At 43.8% G+C, this 22,932-nt stretch carries 21 protein-coding genes and 1 pseudogene; 17 read left to right on the top strand and 5 right to left on the bottom strand.

The genetic code is table 11. The features are described from left to right. Positions 1-5 precede the first annotated feature (5 nt). Positions 6-113 (top strand): annotated as a pseudogene (locus C1G53_RS13680) (rRNA adenine methyltransferase); the annotation flags it as partial. Positions 114-167: 54 nt separating this feature from the next. Here C1G53_RS13680 and gatD read toward each other — a convergent pair. Together gatD and murT are read right to left on the bottom strand one after the other, a co-directional pair. Further along, positions 168-953: a lipid II isoglutaminyl synthase subunit GatD gene (gene gatD, locus C1G53_RS07630; RefSeq protein ID WP_105113350.1), complete on the bottom strand. Its 786-nt coding sequence runs from the start codon at positions 951-953 to the stop codon at positions 168-170. Further along, positions 953-2,296, bottom strand: a complete 1,344-nt coding sequence (gene murT, locus C1G53_RS07625) for a lipid II isoglutaminyl synthase subunit MurT (RefSeq protein ID WP_105113349.1) — start codon at positions 2,294-2,296, stop codon at positions 953-955. The genes gatD and murT overlap by 1 nt, the downstream gene beginning before the upstream one ends. Positions 2,297-2,478: 182 nt before the next feature. Between murT and cdaA the strand changes: the two genes are divergently transcribed. The 11 genes from cdaA to C1G53_RS07565 all read left to right on the top strand — a co-directional run bounded on the left by cdaA (position 2,479) and on the right by C1G53_RS07565 (position 12,735). Beyond that, on the top strand, positions 2,479-3,339 hold the full coding sequence (gene cdaA / locus C1G53_RS07620) for a diadenylate cyclase CdaA (protein ID WP_105113348.1): 861 nt from the start codon (positions 2,479-2,481) through the stop codon (positions 3,337-3,339). After that, positions 3,323-4,027 (top strand): YbbR-like domain-containing protein, encoded by a 705-nt coding sequence (locus C1G53_RS07615; RefSeq protein ID WP_105118257.1) that lies wholly within the window; start codon positions 3,323-3,325, stop codon positions 4,025-4,027. The genes cdaA and C1G53_RS07615 overlap by 17 nt, the downstream gene beginning before the upstream one ends. A gap of 15 nt (positions 4,028-4,042) precedes the next feature. Further along, complete coding sequence (gene glmM / locus C1G53_RS07610; protein ID WP_105113346.1) at positions 4,043-5,395, top strand: phosphoglucosamine mutase; 1,353 nt, start codon at positions 4,043-4,045, stop codon at positions 5,393-5,395. 53 nt (positions 5,396-5,448) lie between these two features. Next, entirely contained in the window at positions 5,449-6,993 is a 1,545-nt protein-coding gene (locus C1G53_RS07605) for an ABC-F family ATP-binding cassette domain-containing protein (RefSeq protein ID WP_105113345.1), read from the top strand. 160 nt (positions 6,994-7,153) lie between these two features. After that, positions 7,154-7,582 carry a cupin domain-containing protein gene (locus C1G53_RS07600; protein WP_105113344.1) on the top strand — a complete coding sequence of 143 codons (429 nt, stop codon included), beginning with the start codon at positions 7,154-7,156 and terminating at the stop codon, positions 7,580-7,582. Position 7,583: 1 nt separating this feature from the next. Then, on the top strand, positions 7,584-8,222 hold the full coding sequence (locus tag C1G53_RS07595; protein ID WP_105113343.1) for an ABC transporter ATP-binding protein: 639 nt from the start codon (positions 7,584-7,586) through the stop codon (positions 8,220-8,222). Then, entirely contained in the window at positions 8,219-8,980 is a 762-nt protein-coding gene (locus C1G53_RS07590) for an ABC transporter permease (RefSeq protein ID WP_105113342.1), read from the top strand. Before C1G53_RS07595 ends, C1G53_RS07590 begins: the two co-directional genes overlap by 4 nt. A 370-nt stretch (positions 8,981-9,350) precedes the next feature. Further along, complete coding sequence (pepV, locus tag C1G53_RS07580; protein ID WP_105113340.1) at positions 9,351-10,751, top strand: dipeptidase PepV; 1,401 nt, start codon at positions 9,351-9,353, stop codon at positions 10,749-10,751. 40 nt (positions 10,752-10,791) lie between these two features. Beyond that, positions 10,792-11,241: a GNAT family N-acetyltransferase gene (locus C1G53_RS07575; protein ID WP_105118256.1), complete on the top strand. Its 450-nt coding sequence runs from the start codon at positions 10,792-10,794 to the stop codon at positions 11,239-11,241. A gap of 120 nt (positions 11,242-11,361) precedes the next feature. Next, the gene (locus tag C1G53_RS07570) at positions 11,362-12,135 is read left to right on the top strand and encodes a TPM domain-containing protein (RefSeq protein WP_105118255.1); all 774 of its coding nucleotides are present in this window, start codon (positions 11,362-11,364) and stop codon (positions 12,133-12,135) included. A gap of 18 nt (positions 12,136-12,153) precedes the next feature. After that, positions 12,154-12,735, top strand: a complete 582-nt coding sequence (locus C1G53_RS07565) for a LemA family protein (protein WP_105118254.1) — start codon at positions 12,154-12,156, stop codon at positions 12,733-12,735. 31 nt (positions 12,736-12,766) lie between these two features. Here the strand turns inward: C1G53_RS07565 and C1G53_RS07560 are convergent, their stop codons facing one another. Both C1G53_RS07560 and mnmE read right to left on the bottom strand, forming a co-directional pair. Then, a complete protein-coding gene (locus C1G53_RS07560) occupies positions 12,767-13,843 on the bottom strand; it encodes a hypothetical protein (RefSeq protein ID WP_105118253.1) in 1,077 nt (358 codons plus the stop codon). A gap of 112 nt (positions 13,844-13,955) precedes the next feature. Next, positions 13,956-15,329 (bottom strand): tRNA uridine-5-carboxymethylaminomethyl(34) synthesis GTPase MnmE, encoded by a 1,374-nt coding sequence (gene mnmE, locus C1G53_RS07555; RefSeq protein WP_105118252.1) that lies wholly within the window; start codon positions 15,327-15,329, stop codon positions 13,956-13,958. 540 nt (positions 15,330-15,869) lie between these two features. Here mnmE and C1G53_RS07550 point away from each other — a divergent pair. The 3 genes from C1G53_RS07550 to ftsY are packed head-to-tail and all read left to right on the top strand — an operon-like array spanning position 15,870 to position 18,751. Then, on the top strand, positions 15,870-16,682 hold the full coding sequence (locus tag C1G53_RS07550; RefSeq protein ID WP_238139120.1) for a Cof-type HAD-IIB family hydrolase: 813 nt from the start codon (positions 15,870-15,872) through the stop codon (positions 16,680-16,682). Beyond that, positions 16,672-17,484, top strand: a complete 813-nt coding sequence (locus C1G53_RS07545; protein ID WP_105118251.1) for a Cof-type HAD-IIB family hydrolase — start codon at positions 16,672-16,674, stop codon at positions 17,482-17,484. The genes C1G53_RS07550 and C1G53_RS07545 overlap by 11 nt, the downstream gene beginning before the upstream one ends. A gap of 1 nt (position 17,485) precedes the next feature. Continuing rightward, positions 17,486-18,751 carry a signal recognition particle-docking protein FtsY gene (gene ftsY, locus C1G53_RS07540; RefSeq protein WP_105118250.1) on the top strand — a complete coding sequence of 422 codons (1,266 nt, stop codon included), beginning with the start codon at positions 17,486-17,488 and terminating at the stop codon, positions 18,749-18,751. A 55-nt stretch (positions 18,752-18,806) separates the two neighbouring features. Here ftsY and C1G53_RS07535 read toward each other — a convergent pair whose 3' ends face one another. Then, the gene (locus tag C1G53_RS07535; RefSeq protein WP_105118249.1) at positions 18,807-20,981 is read right to left on the bottom strand and encodes an LTA synthase family protein; all 2,175 of its coding nucleotides are present in this window, start codon (positions 20,979-20,981) and stop codon (positions 18,807-18,809) included. Between the two features lie 114 nt (positions 20,982-21,095). Here C1G53_RS07535 and C1G53_RS07530 point away from each other — a divergent pair, with 114 nt between their 5' ends. Together C1G53_RS07530 and aroD are read left to right on the top strand one after the other, a co-directional pair. Beyond that, the gene (locus tag C1G53_RS07530) at positions 21,096-22,259 is read left to right on the top strand and encodes a class I SAM-dependent rRNA methyltransferase (RefSeq protein WP_105118248.1); all 1,164 of its coding nucleotides are present in this window, start codon (positions 21,096-21,098) and stop codon (positions 22,257-22,259) included. Continuing rightward, positions 22,256-22,930 (top strand): type I 3-dehydroquinate dehydratase, encoded by a 675-nt coding sequence (gene aroD / locus C1G53_RS07525; RefSeq protein WP_105118247.1) that lies wholly within the window; start codon positions 22,256-22,258, stop codon positions 22,928-22,930. The genes C1G53_RS07530 and aroD overlap by 4 nt, the downstream gene beginning before the upstream one ends. The last annotated feature ends 2 nt before the right edge of the window (positions 22,931-22,932 follow it).

Below are 22,932 nucleotides of genomic sequence, written 5' to 3'. Positions count from 1 at the left end.
TACTTATGAGCAAGTATTGTCTATTTTTAATAGTTATCTATTATTTAACGGGAGGAAATAATTCTATGAGTCGCTTTTTTAAATTTGGAAAGTTACACGTTACTAAAGGGAATATAAGTTAATAGAAAATAACAAAACCGCCTCTGAATATCAGAAGCGGTTTTGCTTTATTTATCAAATTCTGCCTTGCTTTTCACATCGCCGTATTCTTCAGCGACTTCTTTGCTGAGGATGTCAGCGTAGCTGGCAAGTTGGATGTCTTGTCCGTATTTTTTGCGGAGGGCAGTTGTGACCAGGCGGTAGGCCAGGTTGGCATTGCGGGACAGGATTGGTCCGTGGAAGTAGCTGCCGAAGGTGTTTTTATAGTGTAGGCCCTCGCCGCCGTCTTCCTTGTTATTGCCATTGCCATAGACAACCTTGCCCAGGGGTTTTTGGTTGTCAGCTAGGAAGGTGCGACCTTGGTGGTTTTCAAAACCGTAGTAGGTTTCGTTGAACTCCTCATTGTGAATTTTGATGTCACCGATGTAACGGTTGTTGGTCTGGTTGAGGGTGTAGTGGCCCATGATACCCAGTCCGTCAATCTTTCTACCGCCTGCTTCAATATAATATTGACCGAGCAACTGGAAGCCACCGCAGATAGCCAGCATGACACCGTCGTTTTCGATAAAGTCTGTTAGGCTGTCTTTTTTAGTTGGTAAATCCTTGGCTAAAATAGACTGCTCATAGTCTTGACCACCACCGAAAAAGGCGATGTCGTAGAAATCCTTGTCAAATTCATCTGTCAGGGAAACGATGTCCACCTGAACACGAGCCCCCAGCTTTTCAGCCACATACTTGAGCATGAGGATATTGCCATTGTCCCCGTAGGTGTTCATCAAATCACCGTAGAGGTGGGCGATGTGGAGATCATAAGTGTAGTCTTTTTCAGGACTTTTTAATGATGTATAGACCATTATTTCATCTCCTTTCCAACGGCTTGGCGTTGAGCCAGCAGGTCGCGGAATTCCAGCATAGCTGTATAGGTGGCGAGGATATAAGCATGTTGGCTACTCGATTGCTCAATCAAGGTCATGATGTCTTCCAGTTTAGGTGTTTCAGTAATCTGGTCTTCAGGATAGCCAGTCACACGGAGGCGACGGGCGATTTCAGACGAACGGACACCGCCTGCAAAGACTTGTGGAATGTCCATTTGAGTGATTTGTTCAAAGTCAGCGTCCCAAATCCAGCTGGTATCAATTCCGTCAGCGTAGTTGGCATTGAGAAGGACGGACAGGCTAAAATCGTATGGAGCCAGTTTCATCATTTCAATAGCCTGGGTTGCACCGACAGGGTTTTTAATCAAGACCAGTGTACAATCCTTATCACCGAGTTTAAAGGTTTCTTGGCGACCGAAGACTGCCTTGGACTTGTCAAAACCTGCCTTGATTTTCTCAGGTGCTACTCCGAAAAATGCGGCTACGCTGACAGCTGCTAGGGCATTGTAGATATTATAAAGCCCGCCGATGTTGATTTTGTAATCCTGACCGTCAATGGCAAAGGTAGAAGAGGTATTGGTGATTTCTTTTAGTTCGGTCAACTTGTAGTCCAGCTCAGGTCGGCTAAAACCACAGTTGCTACAGATGTAGCTGCCCAAGTTGGCGTAGGTATTGAGCTTGTACTGGATAATCTGGTGGCAATGAGGACAGAGAACACCCTCGGTATTGTAGTGGGCCAGACGTGGCTCATGCTCCTCTGTCGCAAAACCGTAGTATTTCACTGGATTGATAACGTTTGTCGAGTTGAAAAGCGGGCTGTCGCCGTTGGCTAAAATGGTTGCCTGTGGAGCCTTGGCAGCCCCGTCCAAAATCATCTGGTAGGTGGTATAAATCTCACCATAACGGTCCATTTGGTCACGGAAGATATTGGTAAAGACAATCAAGCTAGGCTTGATAAAGTCGGTCACACGGGCCAGGCTGGCTTCGTCTATTTCCAAGACGGCAATCTTCTTGCCCTTTTTGTTTTTCTTGGCAGATAAAAATGTTGCCGTAATCCCTGTAATCATATTGGCACCGCTGGTATTGGTCGTGATTTCGCCAAAGGCTTCTTGAAGAATTCCAACGGTCAAGGCAGTTGTTAAAGTCTTACCGTTGGTACCTGTCACAACAACGACTTCATAATCCTTAGCCAAACTATCTAAAATATGTTTATCGAATGTAAGGGCAATTTTACCAGGCAAGGTAGTTCCTCGGCCCAGTTTGTTGAGGACAAACTGGCTGGTCTTCCCTGCGGCAATCCCTAATAAAGTATTTATTTTCATGGGACTATTTTATCATAAAGGTCAGGGATTTTCTAGAACGGAGTATGTAGAAATACTGATACATTTCTGATGACTATTTGTAATAAATTTAATCCTATCTTCATCCTTTTCTAAAAAAAGAAAGAAAAAATGTGATATAATAGAAACGTTACCATGTACGAGTTAGGAAGTATGAGAAACCTATGTTAAACTTAAGCCAGTTACTGGATGCTGGGTATTGGTCAAGTCTGATTGCTAGTCCTTGGGTAGCTATCCTACACTTGATTGACATCAGCATCGTTGTTTATTTGATTTATAATTTTAGTAAGGCTATTGCTGGTACGAAGATTATGACCCTCATCCGTGGGGTATTTCTCTTTATCATTGCACAACTTCTTGCTAGTTTATTTGGTTTGCAGACCATTGCCTGGTTGATCAATCAGGTCATTACCTATGGAGTTATCGCAGCAGTTGTTATTTTTGCTCCAGAACTGCGAGCCATGCTTGAAAAGTTAGGACGGACGACCCATATTTTTTCAGCTAATACGCTCAGTAAGGAAGAAAAGCTCATTGATGCTCTTGTAAAATCCGCAGCCTATATGTCACCGCGTAAAATTGGAGCACTTGTGGCAGTGGAGCAGGCTCAAACCTTGCAAGAATATAGGGCAACGGGTATTTCGTTGAACGCAGATATTTCGCGTGAATTATTGATAAATATATTCATTCCTAATACCCCCTTGCATGATGGAGCAGTTATTATCAAGGATGATAAGGTTGCGGTTTCCTGTGCCTACCTTCCCCTGTCTGAAAGTGCAGGTATTTCAAAAGAATTTGGCACTAGGCACCGGGCTGCGATTGGTTTGTCAGAGGTTTCAGATGCCTTTGTTTTCATAGTTTCAGAGGAAACGGGTAGTATTTCCATTGCTCATAATGGTAATTTCAAGCATGACTTGAGCTTGGAGGAATTTGAGGCTGAACTATGGACTATTTTCGGTTCTGATAATCAGGAGAAAAACACATTTTTGAAGCGATTGAGAGGGGGCAAACATGCAAGAAAAATTTAAAGCTGTAGGTCACTTACTTCTCTCATTATTCTTAGCGCTTTTGCTTTTTTTCTATGCGACTACTACCAACTATAAAAATTCAGAAACAGCCGCTCAGAATACGGAGTCAGAAACCTATGTTCATACCTTAAATAATGTACCGATAGATATTGAATATAATACCAGTGAGTACTTTATTTCAGGTTTCTCATCAACAGTTACTGTGGAGTTGAGAGGATCCAATCGAGTGCTTTTGCAACGGGAATCCGATGAATCTACGCGAACTTTTCAAGTTGTCGCAGATTTGAAGGAGATGATGGCCGGAACCAATACTGTCAAACTCCAATTGGCCAATTTACCAGCAGGAGTAACTGCGACCCTGGCACCAGACACCATTACAGTTAAAATAGGCAAGCGTGTCAGTAAGGCTCTACCTGTTGAAGCTAAGGTTTATAGTAACCAGTTGGCAGAAGGTTATAGTCTTTCTAAGGTTTCCGTCAATGTCGATACTGTAAAAGTAACAACGGATGAAGAAACCATGGCTAAGATTGATCGCATCGAGGCAATCGCAGTAGATGTCAGCAATTTATCCGCTAATTATAGTGGAACAGCGAAGTTGCAGGCAGTAGATGGTGATGGCAATGTCTTGCCAGTTGTTTTATCACAAACAGAAGCCAACCTACAAATCACCATAACAAAAACGAAATAAGAGGTAAATTTTAAAATGGGTAAATATTTTGGTACGGACGGTGTCCGCGGAGAAGCAAACGTAGAATTGACGCCAGAATTGGCATTTAAACTAGGTCGTTTTGGTGGTTATGTTCTTAGTCAACATGAAACGGATGTACCTCGTGTCTTTGTGGCGCGTGATACACGTATTTCGGGACAAATGTTGGAAGCTGCCTTGGTAGCTGGACTTTTATCAGCTGGAATTCACGTCTATAAACTAGGTGTCCTTGCAACACCAGGTGTAGCTCACTTGGTGAAAACAGAAAAAGCTAGCGCTGGTGTTATGATTTCAGCCAGTCACAACCCTGCCCAAGATAACGGTATTAAGTTCTTTGCGGGCGACGGCTTTAAGTTGGATGATGCCTTAGAAGCAGAGATTGAGGCTCTCTTGGATGCTGAGGAAGATACGCTACCACGTCCATCTGCACAAGGTTTGGGGGATGTGGTCGATTATCCAGAGGGTTTGCGTAAATACGAATCCTTCCTAGTATCGACTGGTACTCAGTTGGAAGGGATGAAAGTGGCCTTGGATACTGCTAATGGTGCAGCCTCAACCTCTGCTCGTCAAATTTTTGCGGATTTGGGAGCTGATTTGACAGTTATGGCTGAAAATCCAGACGGCTTGAATATCAATGAGGGAGTTGGTTCAACCCATCCTGAGCAGTTGCAAGAATTGGTCAAGGAAACAGGAAGCCAAATCGGTCTGGCCTTTGACGGTGACAGTGACCGCTTGATTGCTGTCGATGAAAATGGTGACTTGGTTGACGGTGACCGTATCATGTATATCGTAGGTAAGTACTTAGCAGACAAGGGACTTCTTGCTAAAAATACCATTGTAACAACGGTTATGTCTAACCTTGGTTTCCATAAGGCTTTGGACCGTGAGGGGATTGAAAAAGCCGTGACCGCAGTCGGCGACCGTTATGTTGTCGAAGAAATGCGCAAAGGTGGCTATAATGTCGGCGGTGAGCAGTCTGGACACGTCATTCTCATGGATTATAACACCACAGGTGATGGTCAGTTAACCGCTGTGCAATTGACCAAAATTATGAAAGAAACAGGTAAAACGTTGTCAGAATTGGCGGCAGAAGTATCCATTTACCCACAAAAATTGGTCAATATCCGTGTGGAAAACAGCATGAAGGACAAGGCCATGGAAGTGCCTGCTATTGCAGCTATCATTGAAAAAATGGAAGCAGAGATGGCTGGAAACGGGCGTATCTTGGTCCGTCCAAGTGGTACCGAGCCACTCTTGCGTGTCATGGCAGAAGCTCCAACAGATGCTGAAGTCGATTACTATGTGGACACCATTGCTGATGTGGTCCGTGCAGAAATAGGTTTGGATTAAGGAAAATGTAAACAGAGACTGGAAGGATTTCCAGCCTCTTTTGTGAGGAAATTATGAGTATTTTAGAAGTAAAGAATTTGAGTCATGGGTTTGGTGACCGTGCAATTTTTGAGAATGTTTCCTTCCGTTTGTTGAAGGGGGAGCATATTGGTCTTGTTGGTGCCAATGGTGAGGGAAAATCAACCTTCATGTCCATCGTGACAGGTCAATTGCAGCCAGATGAAGGTAAGGTTGAATGGTCACGTTATGTAACGGCAGGTTATTTAGATCAGCATGCTAAACTAGAAAAGGGTCAATCAGTCCGTGATGTCTTGCGGACAGCATTCGATGAACTTTTCAAGACAGAAGCTCGTATCAATGACATTTACATGTCCATGGCAGAAGAGGGAGCCGATATGGATGCCCTCATGGAAGAGGTTGGTGAGCTGCAGGATCGTTTGGAAAGCCGTGATTTCTATACGCTGGATGCCAAGATTGACGAAGTGGCACGGGCTCTGGGCGTTATGGATTATGGTATGGACAAGGACGTGACGGAGTTATCAGGTGGCCAACGTACTAAGGTTCTTTTGGCAAAATTACTCTTGGAAAAACCTGATATCCTGCTTCTGGATGAGCCGACCAACTACTTGGATGCAGAGCATATTGACTGGCTCAAACGCTACTTGCAGAACTATGAAAATGCCTTTGTCTTGATTTCGCATGACATTCCTTTCTTGAATGATGTGATTAACATTGTCTACCATGTGGAAAATCAACTCTTGACCCGTTACACAGGCGACTATTACCAATTCCAAGAAGTACATGCTATGAAGCGGGCTCAGTTAGAGGCTGCCTACGAACGCCAGCAGAAAGAAATCGCGGACTTGCAGGACTTCGTTAACCGTAACAAGGCCCGTGTTGCAACTCGAAACATGGCTATGTCTCGTCAGAAGAAATTGGACAAGATGGAGATTATTGAGCTTCAAGCAGAGAAACCAAAGCCATCCTTTGATTTCAAAATGGCTCGAACGCCAAGTCGATTTATCTTCCAAACGACTGATTTGGAAATTGGTTATGACCGTGTATTGACACGTAAACCGCTCAATTTGACCTTTGAACGCAACCAGAAGATTGCCATTGTCGGTGCCAACGGTATCGGGAAATCCACTCTTCTCAAAAGTTTGCTGGGGATTATTCCACCGCTCGGAGGCTCTGTGGAGCGTGGGGAGTATTTGGAACTAGGCTATTTCGAGCAAGAAGTAGCTGGTGGCAATCGTCAGACTCCGCTTGAAGCCGTTTGGGATGCCTTTCCAGCCCTTAACCAGGCAGAAGTACGGGCAGCCTTGGCTCGTTGCGGTCTGACTTCCAAACATATCGAAAGCCAAATTCAAGTTCTTTCAGGTGGTGAGCAGGCCAAAGTTCGTTTCTGCTTGCTTATGAACCGTGAAAACAATGTCTTGGTTCTGGACGAGCCGACTAACCACTTGGATGTGGATGCCAAGGATGAACTCAAACGTGCCCTTCAGGCCTATAAGGGCTCTATCCTCATGGTCTGCCACGAGCCTGATTTCTATCAAGGCTGGGTAGATGATGTATGGGATTTTAATGAATTGACATAAGAAGCAAGCTGCCGAAAGGTGGCTTTTTCTTAGCTATTCGCTAAGTATATTCTGAAAATTATAATGTTTCTAAAAAAGCTTGACAAGTATTTTAAAAGGAGTATAATTAGAATTGTTCTAAAGAAAGTTTAGAATAATTATCATTTAGAGGTAAACAACTATGACAACTAAAGATTACGGAAAAGCACCATTTGTAACCAATATTGAAACAGCAACGCTTGAAAATACCAACTACCGCACAGCACTTTGGACCGGGGAACTCTTGCAAGTTACACTGATGTCCATCCCAGTTGGCGGGGACATCGGAGCGGAAGTACACAACGAAAACGACCAATTCCTCCGCATTGAACAAGGTCACGGTCGTGTTATTATGGGAGAGTCCGAAGACAAGATTACACTTGATACTGAAGTCGGACCAGAAGATGCAATCTTAATTCCAAACGGTGCATACCACAATGTCATCAACATTGGCCAAGAAGATCTTAAAATCTACTCTATTTATGGACCTGCCCATCACGCTCACGGGACAGTTCATGAAACACAAGCTATTGCCATTGCTGCAGAAGAAGCAGAAGAGCACGGACATTAAGATGCACCTTTTCCAACTTCAATCTGTCGGCTTATCTGATAGGGATAAGTCGATTTTAACTGATATTAGCTTCACTGTTTTAGAAGGAGAGCGGCTAACCTTGGTTGGACCTTCGGGCAGTGGAAAAAGCACCATCCTCAAGCTCTTGGCAGGTTTGACATCCACGACAAGTGGGACCATTTTCTTTCAGGGTCGGAACATAGCAGAGCTGGATATGCCGACTTACAGGAGAGAAGTTTCCTATTGTTTTCAACAGCCAGTTCTCTTTGGGCAGACCGTCCAAGACAATCTCCGCTTTCCTTATGAGCTCCGTCAGCTTGCATTTGACCAAAGCAAAGCCCTCAAGGCTTTAGAAAGGGTCAATCTAGCGCCAGCATTTTTGACCAAGAAAATCACAGAATTATCAGGAGGAGAAAAACAGCGAGTGGCCCTCGTTCGCAATTTGCTCTTTGAACCCAAAGTCTTACTTTTAGATGAAATCTCTGCGGGACTGGACTCTGAAACCAAGGCCATTGTCAACAAGCTTTTAGCAGATTACCATGCAGCTGGAAATACCTTAATTGAAGTCACTCATGACCAATCAGAGATTGAGGCAGCCCAAAAGATTTTGAAAATAGAAGGAGGTCGGGTCCAAGTATGAATGTTTCAGTAGATAACCTGTCCCTAGCCCTTGTGTTCGGGCTAGTCCTAGTTGCTATGGGAATCAGTCAAAAGGAAAAACTGGGCTTGACCAAGGATATTTTTATGGCAGTTGTCAGAACAGTTCTCCAGTTGATTTTTGTCGGCTACGTTCTCAAATTTATCTTCCAAGCCTCCAATGTCTTTCTCAGCTTGGCTATGATTCTGATTATTCTTTACAATGCCAGTGTCCAAGCCAACAAACGCAATCCCAATGGCAAGAAATCCTTGCTTCATCCTTTTCTTGCACTTTTGGCTTCGACTGGATTGACCTTGACAATCTTGGTACTATCGGGTGCTATCCAATTTATTCCTTCACAGGTCATTCCCATTTCAGGGATGTTGGCTAGTAATGCCATGACGGCAATCGGTCTGTCCTATCGGGCTATGTACAAGTCTTTCACAGACAATCGTCAACAAGTCTTGGAAAAATTAAGTCTGGGAGCAACTGTCAAATTGGCTTCACAGGATATTTTGCGAGAGGCTATCAAAACAGGTATGCAGCCCACCATTGACTCAGCCAAGACAGTCGGTCTGGTCAGCCTGCCTGGAATGATGTCAGGGCTAATATTTGCAGGAGTTGATCCGGTCCATGCCATCCGCTATCAGATAATGGTCATGTTCATGTTGCTGTCTGCAACCAGTCTGGCTTCAGTAATCGCCTCCTACGCAGCCTATCAGACCTATTTTACCAACAAGGCCCAGTTGGAGTTTGAATAAAGCAAAATGATCTTTCTTTGTGAAAGGTCATTTTTTAGCAGTGAAGTCTTGAAAAATATGATAAAATAGACTTACTTTGATAGTCTTTTGGTTTACTTTTATTACTAGCTTCAACAGTCAGAGTAGTGACTGTTGAAGGTTGGAAATGAAACAAACAGAGTTTGTGTCAACAACTGTTCGGGGAACCTTTGAAGGTCGGAGATGAAACAAACGAAGTTTGTGTCAACAGCCGCAGGCATAACTGAAGTACGGCAAGGCGAGTTCAAACACTCCAGTGGAGTGTTTGAAGTTGGAAATAAGGAAACGACGTTTCCTTGCTCGTCGCAGTAATAAAAGAGAAACCAAATGACGATACTGAAAAGGAGAACATATGACAGTAGATTTTAGAGCAGAGTTTGACAAACGCAAAGATGAGTTTCTAGCGGACCTTTTTGACCTCCTCCGCATCAATTCTGAGCGTGACGACAGCCAGGCAGATGCCCAGCACCCATTTGGACCAGGCCCAGTGCGTGCCTTGGACAAGTTCCTGGAAATCGCTCAGCGTGATGGTTATCCAACCAAGAACGTTGACAACTACGCAGGTCACTTTGAATTTGGCGAGGGCGAAGAAGTTCTCGGTATCTTTGGTCACTTGGACGTGGTGCCAGCAGGAAGCGGTTGGAACACTGACCCGTACGAGCCGCAAATCATCGACGGCAAGCTCTTTGCCCGCGGATCCTCTGACGACAAGGGACCGACCATGGCTTGCTACTACGGCTTGAAAATCATCAAGGAGTTGGGTCTTCCGACTTCTAAAAAAGTCCGCTTCATCGTCGGTACCGACGAAGAGTCAGGCTGGGCGGACATGGATTACTACTTCGAGCACGTCGGCCTTCCCTTGCCAGATTTCGGATTTTCTCCAGATGCTGAGTTCCCGATTATCAACGGAGAAAAGGGCAATATAACAGCTTATCTTCATTTTGCGGGGGAAAATAGCGGAGCTGCTAAACTGCATTCCTTCACAGGCGGTTTGCGTGAGAACATGGTGCCTGAGTCTGCGACAGCTATTATCTCTGGTGACCTAGCAGACCTAGACAGCAAGTTGGCAGATTTCACAGCAGCCTATGGCCTAAAAGCTGACGCGGAAAACCTTGAAAACGGTCAAGTTCAAGTCACCGTCATCGGAAAATCAGCCCACGGTTCAACCCCAGAAGAAGGCGTCAACGGTGCAACTTACTTGGCAAAATTCCTCAGCCAATTTGCCTTTGACGGAGCAGCTAAAGCCTATCTTGATTTGGCTGGTCAAGTCCTTCTTGAAGACCACGATGGACAAAAACTCGGCGTAGCCATTTACGATGAGCAGATGGGAGCTCTTTCTATGAACGCAGGTGTCTTCAAGTTTGATGAAACTTCATCTGACAACACCATTGCCCTCAACTTCCGTTATCCAAAAAATACCAACCCTGAAACCATCAAGGCTGGTTTGGAAAAACTTGGCGTAGAAGCTGTCAGCTTGTCTGAGCATGGCCACACTCCACATTATTGCCCAATCGATGACCCAATGGTCGCAACTCTCTTGTCTGTTTACGAAAAACACACAGGCTTGAAAGGTCACGAACAAGTTATCGGTGGTGGTACATTCGGCCGCTTGCTCAAACGTGGCGTAGCCTATGGAGCTATGTTCCCAGGCGATGTCAACACCATGCACCAAGCCAACGAATTTATTGAAGTTGAGCAACTTTACCGTGCAGCTGCCATTTATGCAGAAGCTATCTACGAACTCATTAAGTAATACATGAAGACGGGGATACCCGTCTTTTTTAGGAGGAAGAATGAAACTGAAAGAACTTTGCTTTTCAGATATGGAAATGGTCAAACAGCTCTTCTTGTCTGTCTTTAGCCAGGAACCATGGAACGACGATTGGTCTGACAAGGAGCAACTGAACCGCTACATAGGCGATTTACTGGCACATCCAAGATCCCTCTGTTTTGGCTTGTTTGACCAGGGAAAATTGCTAGGTCTATCACTTGGCTACATCCGCTATTGGTATGAAGGAACAGAGTATCGAATTGAAGAGTTCTGTATTTCCCATGATTACCAAGGGCAAGGACATGGTGCTGGTTTTCTAGCGGATATAGAGAAGCAGTTAGCTGATAGAAAAATTGTTCATATTCTTCTGCAAACCGAACGCAACCTTCCGGCATATTTTTTCTACAAAAAATGCGGTTTCCGAGCCTTAGAAGAAGATGTGACCATGTTTAAGAAAGTTGGTTTTTCATAGAGCAAGAAGCCAATCAAGAGTAGCACTTTATCAAAAATAATTCAGCAATCCCTTGAAAAATAAAGTAAAAATGATACAATAATATAAAGATGTTATTTCTACCTTCAGAGGAGGTGCCGTATGAAAAAGTATCTGTTCTATTTATTGGGTTTCTTGCTTTTACTGTTTAGTCTAGGTCTACCTAGCCTGGCACGAGCTGAGGGAATTCCAGACCGTCCAATTGATACGACGGTGGTTGATGAAACCCAGCTTCTTTCTAGTGAAACCATTGCCAACATTGACCAGCTCAATCAGACTTGGGCAGCAAGTGAACAGCAGTTACAGGTTGGGGTCTATGTGACGGAAAGTCTTTCAAGGGATATTGAAAGTCTGGCAAATGAAACCTTCCGTGACTGGCAGGTTGGTTTTGCAGGAACGGACAATGGCATTCTCTTGGTGATTGCCATAGCCGACAGGGAGTTTCGGGTAGAAACCTCCGACAATGCTGCAACGGTGTTGACAGATGTGGAAGCCAAGGATATTCTGGAAAGTTCTAGGGAGTTTTTCCGTCAGGAAGATTATGATGGAGGAGTGACCTATATTGTCCAATCCATCGGAGATCGCTTCTACGGGACTAGTCTGGGCCAAGAACAGCTGGCTGCCATGGAAGAAAGGACCAGTGCAGAAAGTGATGATTTTGTCTGGTTTATGATTTTTATTCTCGTGATCATCATCTTTATGATTATTGATAAATCCAGCCGTGGTGGCGGAGGTCCGGGCAATCTGCTTTGGATGTTGGTAGATGACCACCATCATTACCACAACAATCATTCTTCCCATTCTTCATCATCCTATGGTGGAGGTGGTTGGTCTGGCGGCGGTGGTGGCGGAGGCGGAGCCTCATCTGGTTGGTAAGAAAAGAAAGGAAAGTCTATGAAAAAGAAATGGTTAGCTATACTAATCCCGGTTTTCGCTCTGCTATTTTTAGGAATGGGAGCAGTCGGTCAATACAATGGGCTGGTCGATAGCCATGCGGAAGTGGAAAATGCTCAAGCCAATGTGGATACCCAGCTCCAGCGACGCTATGACCTGATACCGAATGTCGTGGCAGCAGTTAAGGGAGCCATGGAGCATGAGGAAGAGATTTTCACTGCCATAGCGGATGCGCGTGCAAAAATCGGCTCTAGCCAAGTGGGAACCAGCGACTACAATCAAGCACAAAGTCAGCTGGATTCGGCAGTTTCACGTTTGCTGATGGTGACGGAAAATTATCCGCAGTTAACAGCCAATCAACAGGTATCTGACCTCATTACCGAGCTAGAGGGGACTGAAAATCGGATTTTGGTTGCCCGCAAGGATTATAATGCGGTGGCAACGGCCTATAATAAAAAAATCAAACGATTCCCGACTTCCCTCTATGCCAACCTATTTGGCTATGAAAAAGTCGACCTTTTCCAAGCTAGCACAGATGCGGCGACAACAGTGCCAAGTGTGGATTTACAGGATAACGAATAAAGAACTCGGCTCCCTGAGCCGAGTTCTTATTTTATTGATTGATCCAAACACCAGAAACGTAGTCTTCAGACAGAGTTGTCTGGTTGATAATGCTCTTAGCCTCCATATCATAGATAAGGAGTTGATTTGCCAAAACAATCATTAAGCGCTTGTCATCAATTTGACGGATATGGTCGATGTAATGAGGACGGGGATTTAAGTCCTTCAAAGTATGGTAGGATTGCTCGCCATTTTGAGTATTGTAAATGGTAAATGAGATTGGGCTAAACATGCCATTTTGATGCTCGATGAGAAGAAGGTTTTTGTCTTTGAGAGCATGGAGCGTGCTTGGTGAAGGGTGTTCCAGCTTGATGGATGAAAATGTTTTGGAACGTGTATCGAAGGTCAGGAGTTCGGATGACTGTTCGATGTCCTCATACTCACTTGTTTTTTTCCCTAAATTTGGGAGATAGATGGATGCATTGACCAAAAGCCCTTCTCCTGTGGCAATGGTATTATCGTACTTAAATACCTCTTGTTTTGAAAAATCCTTCTTATCAAATGCAATCAAGACATTTTCTTCGGGTCCTTCTTGGGTAAAATCTTTCACAAAACCAGTTAAATAGACTGACGTTTGGTCTACCATGACTGGAGCATTTGGTATGAAGTCGTCATTGAGGACAAGCGTTTGAATGGTTTCAAATTGCTTATCAAATTGTGCCAAAGTATGAAAGGGCCCTGCTGTATAAAAGTCTTGTCCATCTGTTCCACTGATATAGCTACTATACTGACTTGGCTTTCGCAAGACAGTGCCAGTATTGAAATCAATGGATATCAGATTGTCGTTAATGAATTTTTGCTGATTGTTGGCAAAGACTAGATACTGATTGTCTAGGACATAATTTTCACCAGAGCCAAAATAGCCTTCCGAACTCATCTTTTGTGTATGAAGGAGTTGAGGTTCTTGGCCATTTAGTTGAAAGGCTTCGACCTTACCGGGATAAACCAAGTAGAAATCCGCATTCTCAGTCAAACTTATTTTGTTGTGCTGGTAGGCATAGAGTTTCCAGCCGATAAAGGGAAAAACTATACAGGACAGAAGTGCAATACAGATGATGATTTTTTTCATGGGAAGACCTCCTCTCTATAGTTTAGTATATCTTAAAGTGTATATATTGTCAAGAATTTATGTGTTGATATATTAAAAAAATCATACAAGTTTTCTTGCATGATATGTGATACTATTTTCCAAGGCAGAATTGGCTAAAGAGTTGGGTGATGAGTTCGTCTGGAGCAGCATCACCTGTGATTTCTCCCAAAATCTGCCAACAGCGGGTCAGGTCAACCTGTAACAAGTCAACTGGCATGCCCATTTCCAGTCCGTCATTGACAGCTTGCAGGCTTTGGACGGCTTGCTCAATGAGGGAAATATGGCGAGAATTGGAGAGGTAGGTGGCATCTTGCTCTACCAGACCAGCATTTTCAAAGAAGAGCTGGTTGATTTTTTCTTCAATTTGGTCGATGTTTTGGTTTTTCAAGACGGAAATGCGGATGACATCTTCAGGCAGTTGGTCTGCTTCAATCTTCTCTTCTAGGTCGGTCTTGTTGAGCAGGACAATGCGGTTTGCCATGTCAGAAATGGCTAGGAGATTGCGGTCTTGCTCGGTCAGAGGCTCAGATACGTTGAGGACCAGCAGGATGAGGTCGGCCTCCTCAAGGGCTTTTTTGGAGCGTTCCACACCGATTTTTTCAACGATGTCGTCTGTTTCACGGATACCTGCTGTATCAATCAGCTTGAGGGGGACGCCTTTGATGTTGACGTATTCTTCGATAACGTCGCGGGTTGTTCCTGCGATATCTGTAACGATGGCTTTTTCTTCGCGGAGGAGGTTATTGAGCAGGCTGGATTTTCCGACATTGGGACGACCGATAATGGCAGTTGCGATGCCTTCACGCAGGATTTTACCACGGCGGGCGGTACGGAGGAGATTTTCCAAAAGAGCTTGGAACTGGAGGGTCTTCTCACGGACCAGCTCTGTCGTCGCCTCCTCGACGTCGTCATACTCAGGGTAGTCGATGTTGACCTCGACCTGTGCCAGCGTGTTGAGAATCTCCTGGCGCGTGTCGTTGATGAGCTGGGAGAGGGAGCCGTCAAGCTGGCGGACGGCATTGTGCATGGCCTTGTCGGTCTTGGCACGGATGACATCCATAACGGCTTCAGCCTGGGTCAAATCCACACGGCCGTTGAGGAAGGCACGCTTGGTAAATTCACCCGGCTCAGCCATCCGAGCCCCTTGACGAATCAGGAGCTGGAGGATTTCGTTGGTAACGGCGATGCCTCCGTGGGTGTTAATCTCGATGACATCTTCGCGGGTGAAGGTGCGAGGGGAACGCATGGCTCCGATCATGACCTCGTCCAGTACTTGACCCGTCGCAGGATCGATAATGTGGCCGTAGTTGAGGCTGTGGCTAGGTACAGTCGCCAAGTCCTTGCCCTTGAAAACCTTGCTGGCAATGGCAAAGGCATCCGTCCCAGACAGGCGGACAATTCCAATAGCTCCCTCTCCGAGAGGGGTAGAAATAGCGGTTATTGTGTCGAATTCTTTTGTAATCATAATAATGTGCTTTCTAACTAGAATCTGTATTCACTTGATATAAGAGATAGTTTTAAGCTAATCTAGATAATTTTTCAAGGGAATACTGACTGTATTTTTTAAAAAAACTAACGATGAGTAGCTGATAAACTAGCCTTAGATGGAAGTGCTGAACAGTGAATACAGGTTCTTAAATCTTACCTATAAGTTTAACATGGAATGAAGAAAAAAGCACAGATGAGGAATGGATAGTACAAATATATGTATAGAAAACGATTTAAAGCTTGAAATAATAATAATAACAGAGATAAAAAGCACCGAATCGGTGCACAAAATTAGGTATGGACAAAGCCATATTTTAACTTGTTTAGTCGTTTCAAACGATAACTTTGTAGGTCAAGGATTTCTGAATAAGAGATTTAGTCATGGTCTAACATTACACCAGTAGGGAACTGCTGGTTTTTAACTTGAACAAAGAAATATTTTCATATGCGAGATTGTAAGACAAGATTCGAAATTCGATGGAACTATGGTATAATGGATGAGATAAGGGGAAGTGGTATGATATATAATAAAATAATTGCAACTGATATGGATGGAACCTTTTTGAGAGGGGACCATAGCTTTGATAAGGAGCGTTTTCGTGTTCTTCTTGATAACTTTAAAACACGAGGCTATCTGTTTGTAGCGGCAAGTGGTCGCTCTCTTCCAGGTTTAAAGCTCTTATTCGAGGATTTCTTAGATGATATTGCCCTGGTTGCAGAAAATGGGGCGGTCGTTCTTTATAGAAATCAAACGATTTATATGGATGATCCCATTCAGCCAAAAACCTATTTATCTTTAGTGGATGAACTGGTTAAGAGTGGCTATGTTCAATCCCAACATATTACCCTATCTGGTTTGAAGGCGTGCTATATGCTGGATACGGTGGAAGATGAGCTATATCAAGTTCTATCTGACTATTACCAAGATATTGTCTTGCTTCCAAGCTTTGAGGATATTTCTGAGGACATCATTAAATTAAATCTTTATATCGATGAGGCAATTCGTGCTGAAGCACAAGACTGGATAAACCACCATTTTCAACAACTGACGGCAGTGACTACTGGTTTTACATCGATTGATATTATCTTGTCAGGTGTGCATAAGGGAATTGGTATTTCTCATTTATGTAAGCACCTTGGCTTGTCTGGAAAGAATTTGATTGCCTTTGGGGACAACCAAAACGATCTTGAAATGATGAAGCTGGCAACCTTTTCTGTTGCAACAGCAAATGCGATTGATGAAGTGAAAGCACAAGCAGATCTGGTCATTGGGCATTGCAATGATGAGGCAGTCATGGCTTATATGGAGGAATTAGTAAATGGCAATTAAGTTGATTGCATTAGATTTAGATGGGACGCTGTTGACATCAGATAAGCGGATTTCAGAGGCCAATAAAAAAGCCTTGAAGGCTGCGCGTGACCGTGGTGTTTATGTAGTTTTGACGACAGGACGTCCCTTGCAAGCTATCGGAACCTTTTTAGAGGAATTGGACTTGCTTGGTGAGGGGCAGTACTCCATTACCTTTAATGGTGGTCTGGTTCAGGAAAATACGGGTCGAATTTTGGACAAGGTTGGCTTTACTGTCGAGGAGGTTCGTGCCATTCGTCAGGTGACCAATGAGCTAGATTTGCCACTTGATGCAGTCTATGGCGGGGATGTCTATTCACTACCAGCTACCCACGAATCTCTCTACTTAACAGCCAATCCACTTTTGAACAAAATCAAAGTAACAGATGAGGAATTGCCGGAAGACTTTGTGTATAATAAGGCAGTATCAGCAGTAGATGCGGCTTTTCTGGACGCACAAATTCCAAAAATTCCTGCGGAACTTCACGAGCATTTCGAGATTTTCAAATCGCGTGATATCCTGCTCGAATGGAGTCCAAAAGGTGTCCACAAGGCAAATGGTTTAGCCAAGTTGATTGGACATCTGGGGATTGACCAGTCAGAAGTTATGGCTTGTGGCGATGAGGGCAATGATCTTTCCATGATTGAATGGGCTGGCCTGGGGGTTGCCATGGCTAATGCCACAGATGAAATCAAAGCGGCAGCCAAGGTAGTCTTGCCTAAGACCAATGATGAAGATGGCATTGCTTGGGCAATCGAGCACTATGTATTGAATGAGGACTAATATGGGATTATTTGATCGATTATTTGGACAAAAGGCTCAAGAAGAGCCTAGAGAAGAAGTTGTTGAAGAACTTGAAGTAGAGCAGTTGGTTTCTGAAAAGGACACTGAAGTATCTGAAACGGAGTCAACTATTCCTGAACAGGACAGTCCAGGACCAACTGACTTGAATGCTGAGCAAGAAGCACAGAAACAGCGTACGCTAGACATGATGGCCCAATATTATGCGGCAAAGGAAGCTGCTGCAGCTCGAGTTAAAGAAGCGCAGGAACAAGGTTTTGACCCTGCCATTCAAACCAAGGCCAAAGAAGAGCCTGTTCAGGAAATCGCTCAAGTCGAGGAGGAAAGTGAGCAGGACAAGTACCAGCGGACCTTGAAAAAGACGCGTACAGGCTTTGGTGCAAGGCTCAATGAATTCTTTGCCAATTTCCGTTCGGTTGATGAAGAATTTTTCGAAGAGTTGGAAGAAATGCTGATTTTGTCAGACGTAGGGGTGCAGGTTGCTTCTACGCTAACAGAGGAGCTCCGCTATGAAGCCAAGCTACAGAAGGCTAAAAAGACGGAAGAACTCCGCCGAGTTATCATCGAAAAGTTAGTGGATATCTACGAAAAAGATGGTCAGTTCAGCGAGCAGATCAATTTTCAAGATGATTTGACAGTCATGCTCTTTGTCGGTGTCAACGGGGTTGGGAAGACCACCTCTATCGGTAAGTTGGCCTACAAGTACAAGCAGGCTGGCAAGAAGGTCATGTTGGTCGCAGCGGACACCTTCCGTGCGGGTGCGGTAGCCCAGCTGGTCGAGTGGGGTCGCCGTGTCGATGTGCCAGTGGTCACTGGTCCTGAAAAGTCAGACCCAGCTAGTGTGGTTTTTGATGGGGTAAAACGTGCCGTGGCAGAAGGCGTGGACATTCTCATGATTGACACAGCAGGTCGTTTGCAGAATAAAGATAACCTTATGGCAGAGCTGGAAAAAATCGGTCGTATCATTAAACGAACACTTCCTGATGCACCGCATGAAACGCTGTTAGCGCTAGATGCCTCGACAGGACAAAACGCCCTTAGTCAAGCCAAAGAATTTGCAAAAATTACTCCATTAACAGGCTTAGTCTTGACCAAGCTAGACGGTACTGCAAAAGGTGGTGTTGTTCTTGCCATCCGTCAGGAACTAGATATTCCAGTTAAACTGATTGGTTTCGGTGAGAAAATCGATGACATCGGAGAATTTAAATCTGAAGAGTTCATGCGTGGGCTATTAGAAGGATTGCTATAGAAAAATATGCTGGACGAGATATCCTTGGTGGAGGTCTCCTTCAGCATATTTTTGATTATTGGGAAGAAGTACTGGTTGACGTACTACTTTCTGTACTCGAACTGGCTGTACTGCTTGTGGAACTGCCGTTTAATTCTAGGTAGCTTGGTGCTTTGAAGAGGTCAACAGTGGATTGGTTTCCATTCTGGCTGTAGAGGCTGGTTGATTTAGCCCCTAGCTCATTTTCTAGTGCAATCTCAGCGGCCAAGGAATCAATGTAGTTGTATTTGCTAGCATCTAGGGCTGGCAGACCATTGTCAAAGAAGCGGATGAGGTCGCCTGTTTGAATGGCATCACTCGCTGCTAATTGGGCAGTTGCGGCTTCCTTAATCACATCAATTTCTTTTTGGGTGGTTTCGTCAGGATTGGTAATCTCAATCCCTGTTTCGGTATAGTAAATCTTACCTGCATAACTGGTGTATTTTGGTGTGATAAAACTTCCTTCTGTTCGGAGAGCCACGATTTGCTTGTTCTGAGGTGATAGTAAATCCTGTCCGACCTGTAAGAAATTATTTGCTTTTATGCCTAGCAGGTGTTCGAGTGTTGGGAGGGTATCAATTTCTCCGCCAAAGGTATTGAAAATGCCTCCCGTGGTCATACCTGGCACCACAATCATATAAGGGACGCGTTGCAACATGGCATTGTCAAATTCTGTCCAGGTTTGAGGGTCCTTATTTAAAAGGGGGGCTAAGTCTGGATTGCGTGAATTAGATATTCCATAATGGTCGCCGTAGAGGACGATAACTGAATTTTCATATAGACCAGTCGCCTTCAAATAGTTGAAGAAGGACTTGATGGATGTATCCAAATAATTGGCAGTAGCAAAATAGCCGTTGATGGTTTCATCATCTGTATTGGCCAGTGGAAATCCTTTCTCATCGCCAATCAAGCTAGTGGTATAAGGATAGTGGTTGGATACGGTGATGAACTTGGCATAAAATGGTTGTTGCATCCGTTCCAAATATTTGATGGAATCTGCAAACATGATTTTATCATTTAAACCATACTGGAAAGAGTTTTCTTCTGTCGCTTCAGAAAAATAGGATTGGTCAAAGAAATAGTTGTATCCCCATTGTTTGTAGGTGTTATTCCTATTCCAAAAACTAGCCGAATTACCGTGGAAGACAGCAGATGTGTAGCTACCGTTCTGAGATAGGATATAAGGTGCTGCTTGCTGGGTATTGCTTCCCCCATACTGAACCATGAATGAGCCTTGGTTTAATCCAAATAAGGAGGTTTCAATCATGGTTTCAGCATCGGAGGTTTTACCCGCCTTGACTTGATTGAAGAAATTGGAGAAAGCTAGAGTAGAGTTGGAATGATAGAGAGAATTGAGAAAGGGAGTTACCTCGTATTCTGCTCCATTAACCTTTAGCTTGTAATCAATGACAAATTGTTGCAGGCTTTCAAGATGGAGATAGATGACGTTGCGTCCCTTGGCGATGCCGAAATAGTTATCATTGGGCTGGGCATAGTGTTCCTCAACATACTGTTTAATGGGTTCAAGGTCACTTGGATTGGCTCCTGAGCGATCCTTATGGGCTGTATAGGTCTGATGAGCATTATAACCTAAAAAGGCTGGCAGGCCCAGTGCCCTGACGATATAGGTATTGGAAAAACCCCGTGTCAACAATTCAGGTCGATCAACTTCGGCCAAAAATAGATTGATGGAGAAAAGCAAGGTAGAGAATGCTGTTACAGCAAAGCTAGCTTTGGACTGGAAGGCTTGTGGATCCCACTGTAGATTTTTCCGATAAAAAAGAATACCGAAGGCGATAAAGTCCAGAAAATAAACCAGGTCCCAGGGCCGAAACAGCTTGATTGCTGCTTCACCAAGACCCGCAGAAACACTAGATGTTGCCATCATGGTTGAGATGGAAATGTAGTCTGAAAATTCTCGGTAGTAAACAGCATTTGAGAACAGCCAGGCGAAGAGTAGGATATAGAGGACGCTGGCCAGTCCATAAAATAGTTTAGTCTGTTTGGCGTATAGGGCCAGTCCTATTAAGAGTAGAGCGATTGGTAAGGGATTGAGAATGGCAATGAAATGCTGAAACAATCCCTGTAAATCTAAGCTAAAATCAACGTAGTAGGCCCAGAGGGTCTTGAGCCAATACATCACTAGAAGTAGGAGGACGAAGCCAAACCGAGTTTTGGAAAGCTCTTTGACATAGTCAATTATTTTTTTCACAAATACACCTCATGGTCCTTTCTAAATCTCAGTTCATTATACCATAATTTTAAAATAAGCCTCAAAGTTTGGAGTTTTTTTGGAATATATGCAAAATCGTGTTATAATAAATATATGAAAATAAAGGTAAATCGAAATGTAGAGCAGAAGATTAACAGGGGCATTCAACTCCTAGATAGTGCTGATTTTTCAGGTTTTTCTGTGACAGAAGATAGGCTTGTTGACCTGGTTTCTGAAGCTGGGAGGTATCTTGGAGCAGCTTATCTTTCTCCTCAAAATAAAGGGATTGGCTGGCTGTATAGTAGCTCCAAAGAAGAAGTGACAGAAAGCTTCTTTGTGAACCTGTTCAGGAAAGCACGACAGAAGCGACATTATTTTTACCAGTCTGACTTGACCACTGCCTTTCGTTTGTTCAATCAAGATGGGGATGATTTCGGTGGTTTGACGGTTGACTTGTATGATACATATGCAGTTTTTTCCTGGTATAATACCTTTATCTATTCGAAGAAGGATATGATTATTACTGCCTTCCAAGAGGTCTTTCCAGAGGTGAAGGGTGCCTATGAGAAAATCCGTTTTAAGGGCTTGGACTATGAGTCAGCCTTTCTATACGGACAAGAGGCGCCGGAAAATTTCACTATTTTAGAGAATGGAGTTGCCTATCAAGTTTTCATGAACGACGGCTTGATGACGGGTATTTTTCTGGACCAACATGAAGTCCGCGGTTCCTTAGTAGATGGACTGGCGGCTGGAAAATCACTGCTCAACATGTTTTCCTACACAGCAGCCTTCTCAATTGCTGCCGCTATTGGTGGGGCAGTGGAAACAACTTCGGTTGACTTAGCCAAGCGATCGCGTGAACTTTCTAAAGCTCATTTTAAGGTTAATGGTATAGAATTAGATCATCATCACTTTGTGGTCATGGATGTCTTTGAATATTTCAAGTATGCTAAGCGCAAGGGATTGAACTATGATGTCATTGTCTTGGACCCACCCAGCTTTGCCCGTAATAAAAAGCAGACATTTTCGGTAGCTAAGGATTACCACAAACTAATTTCTCAGTCCTTAGAGATTTTAAATCCAAATGGAGTAATCATTGCATCAAACAATGCAGCCAATGTTACGGTTGAGAAATTCCGTCAGCAGATTGAGAAAGGGTTTGGTTCTCAAAAACATGGCTATTTGGCAGCCTATCGCCTACCAGCCGATTTTACAATCAATAAAAATGATGAAAGTAGTAATTACCTCAAGGTCTTTACGATAAGGGTAGAAAAATGAGAATAGTAGTACCTATTATGCCTAGAAATTTGGAAGAAGTAGAGGCTCTTGATGTGGGGAGATTAGCAGAAGCAGATCTCATTGAGTGGAGAGCGGATTACCTTCCAAAAGAGGATATTCTAAGAGTAGCTCCTGCCATTTTTGAAAAATGCAATGGCAAGGAAGTGATTTTTACAGTTCGAACGACCCGTGAGGGTGGCTATTTGGACTTGGCAGATCAGGAATATGTGGACTTGATTAAGGAAGTGGCTGCCCTCTATCAGCCAGACTACATTGATTTTGAATATTATTCCTATCAGTCAGTCTTTGAGCAGATGTTGGAGTTTCCAAATCTTGTCTTAAGTTATCATAATTTTGAAGAGACACCTGCTAATTATTTGGAAATTATTTCAGAATTGACCAGCCTTTCGCCAGCAGTGGTAAAAATGGCGGTAATGGCCAATACTGAGCAAGATGTCCTAGATGTGATGAACTACACTCGTGGTTTTAAGAGTTTGAATGCTGAACAGACCTTTGCGATTATTGCCATGGGTGAGCTAGGAAAAATCACACGGATTGCAGGGGTAATTACTGGTTCTTGTTGGACCTTTGCAAGTTTGGATGAAGTATCGGCTCCAGGACAGATGTCTTTGGCCAATACACGTAAGTTTTTGGAAATTTTGGAGAATTAAAT

This window comes from Streptococcus suis (genome assembly GCF_002960445.1).
GTDB lineage: Bacteria > Bacillota > Bacilli > Lactobacillales > Streptococcaceae > Streptococcus > Streptococcus hyiners.
The sequence above is the reverse complement of the archived record's forward strand: the minus strand, read 5'-3'. Positions and strand labels throughout refer to the sequence as shown.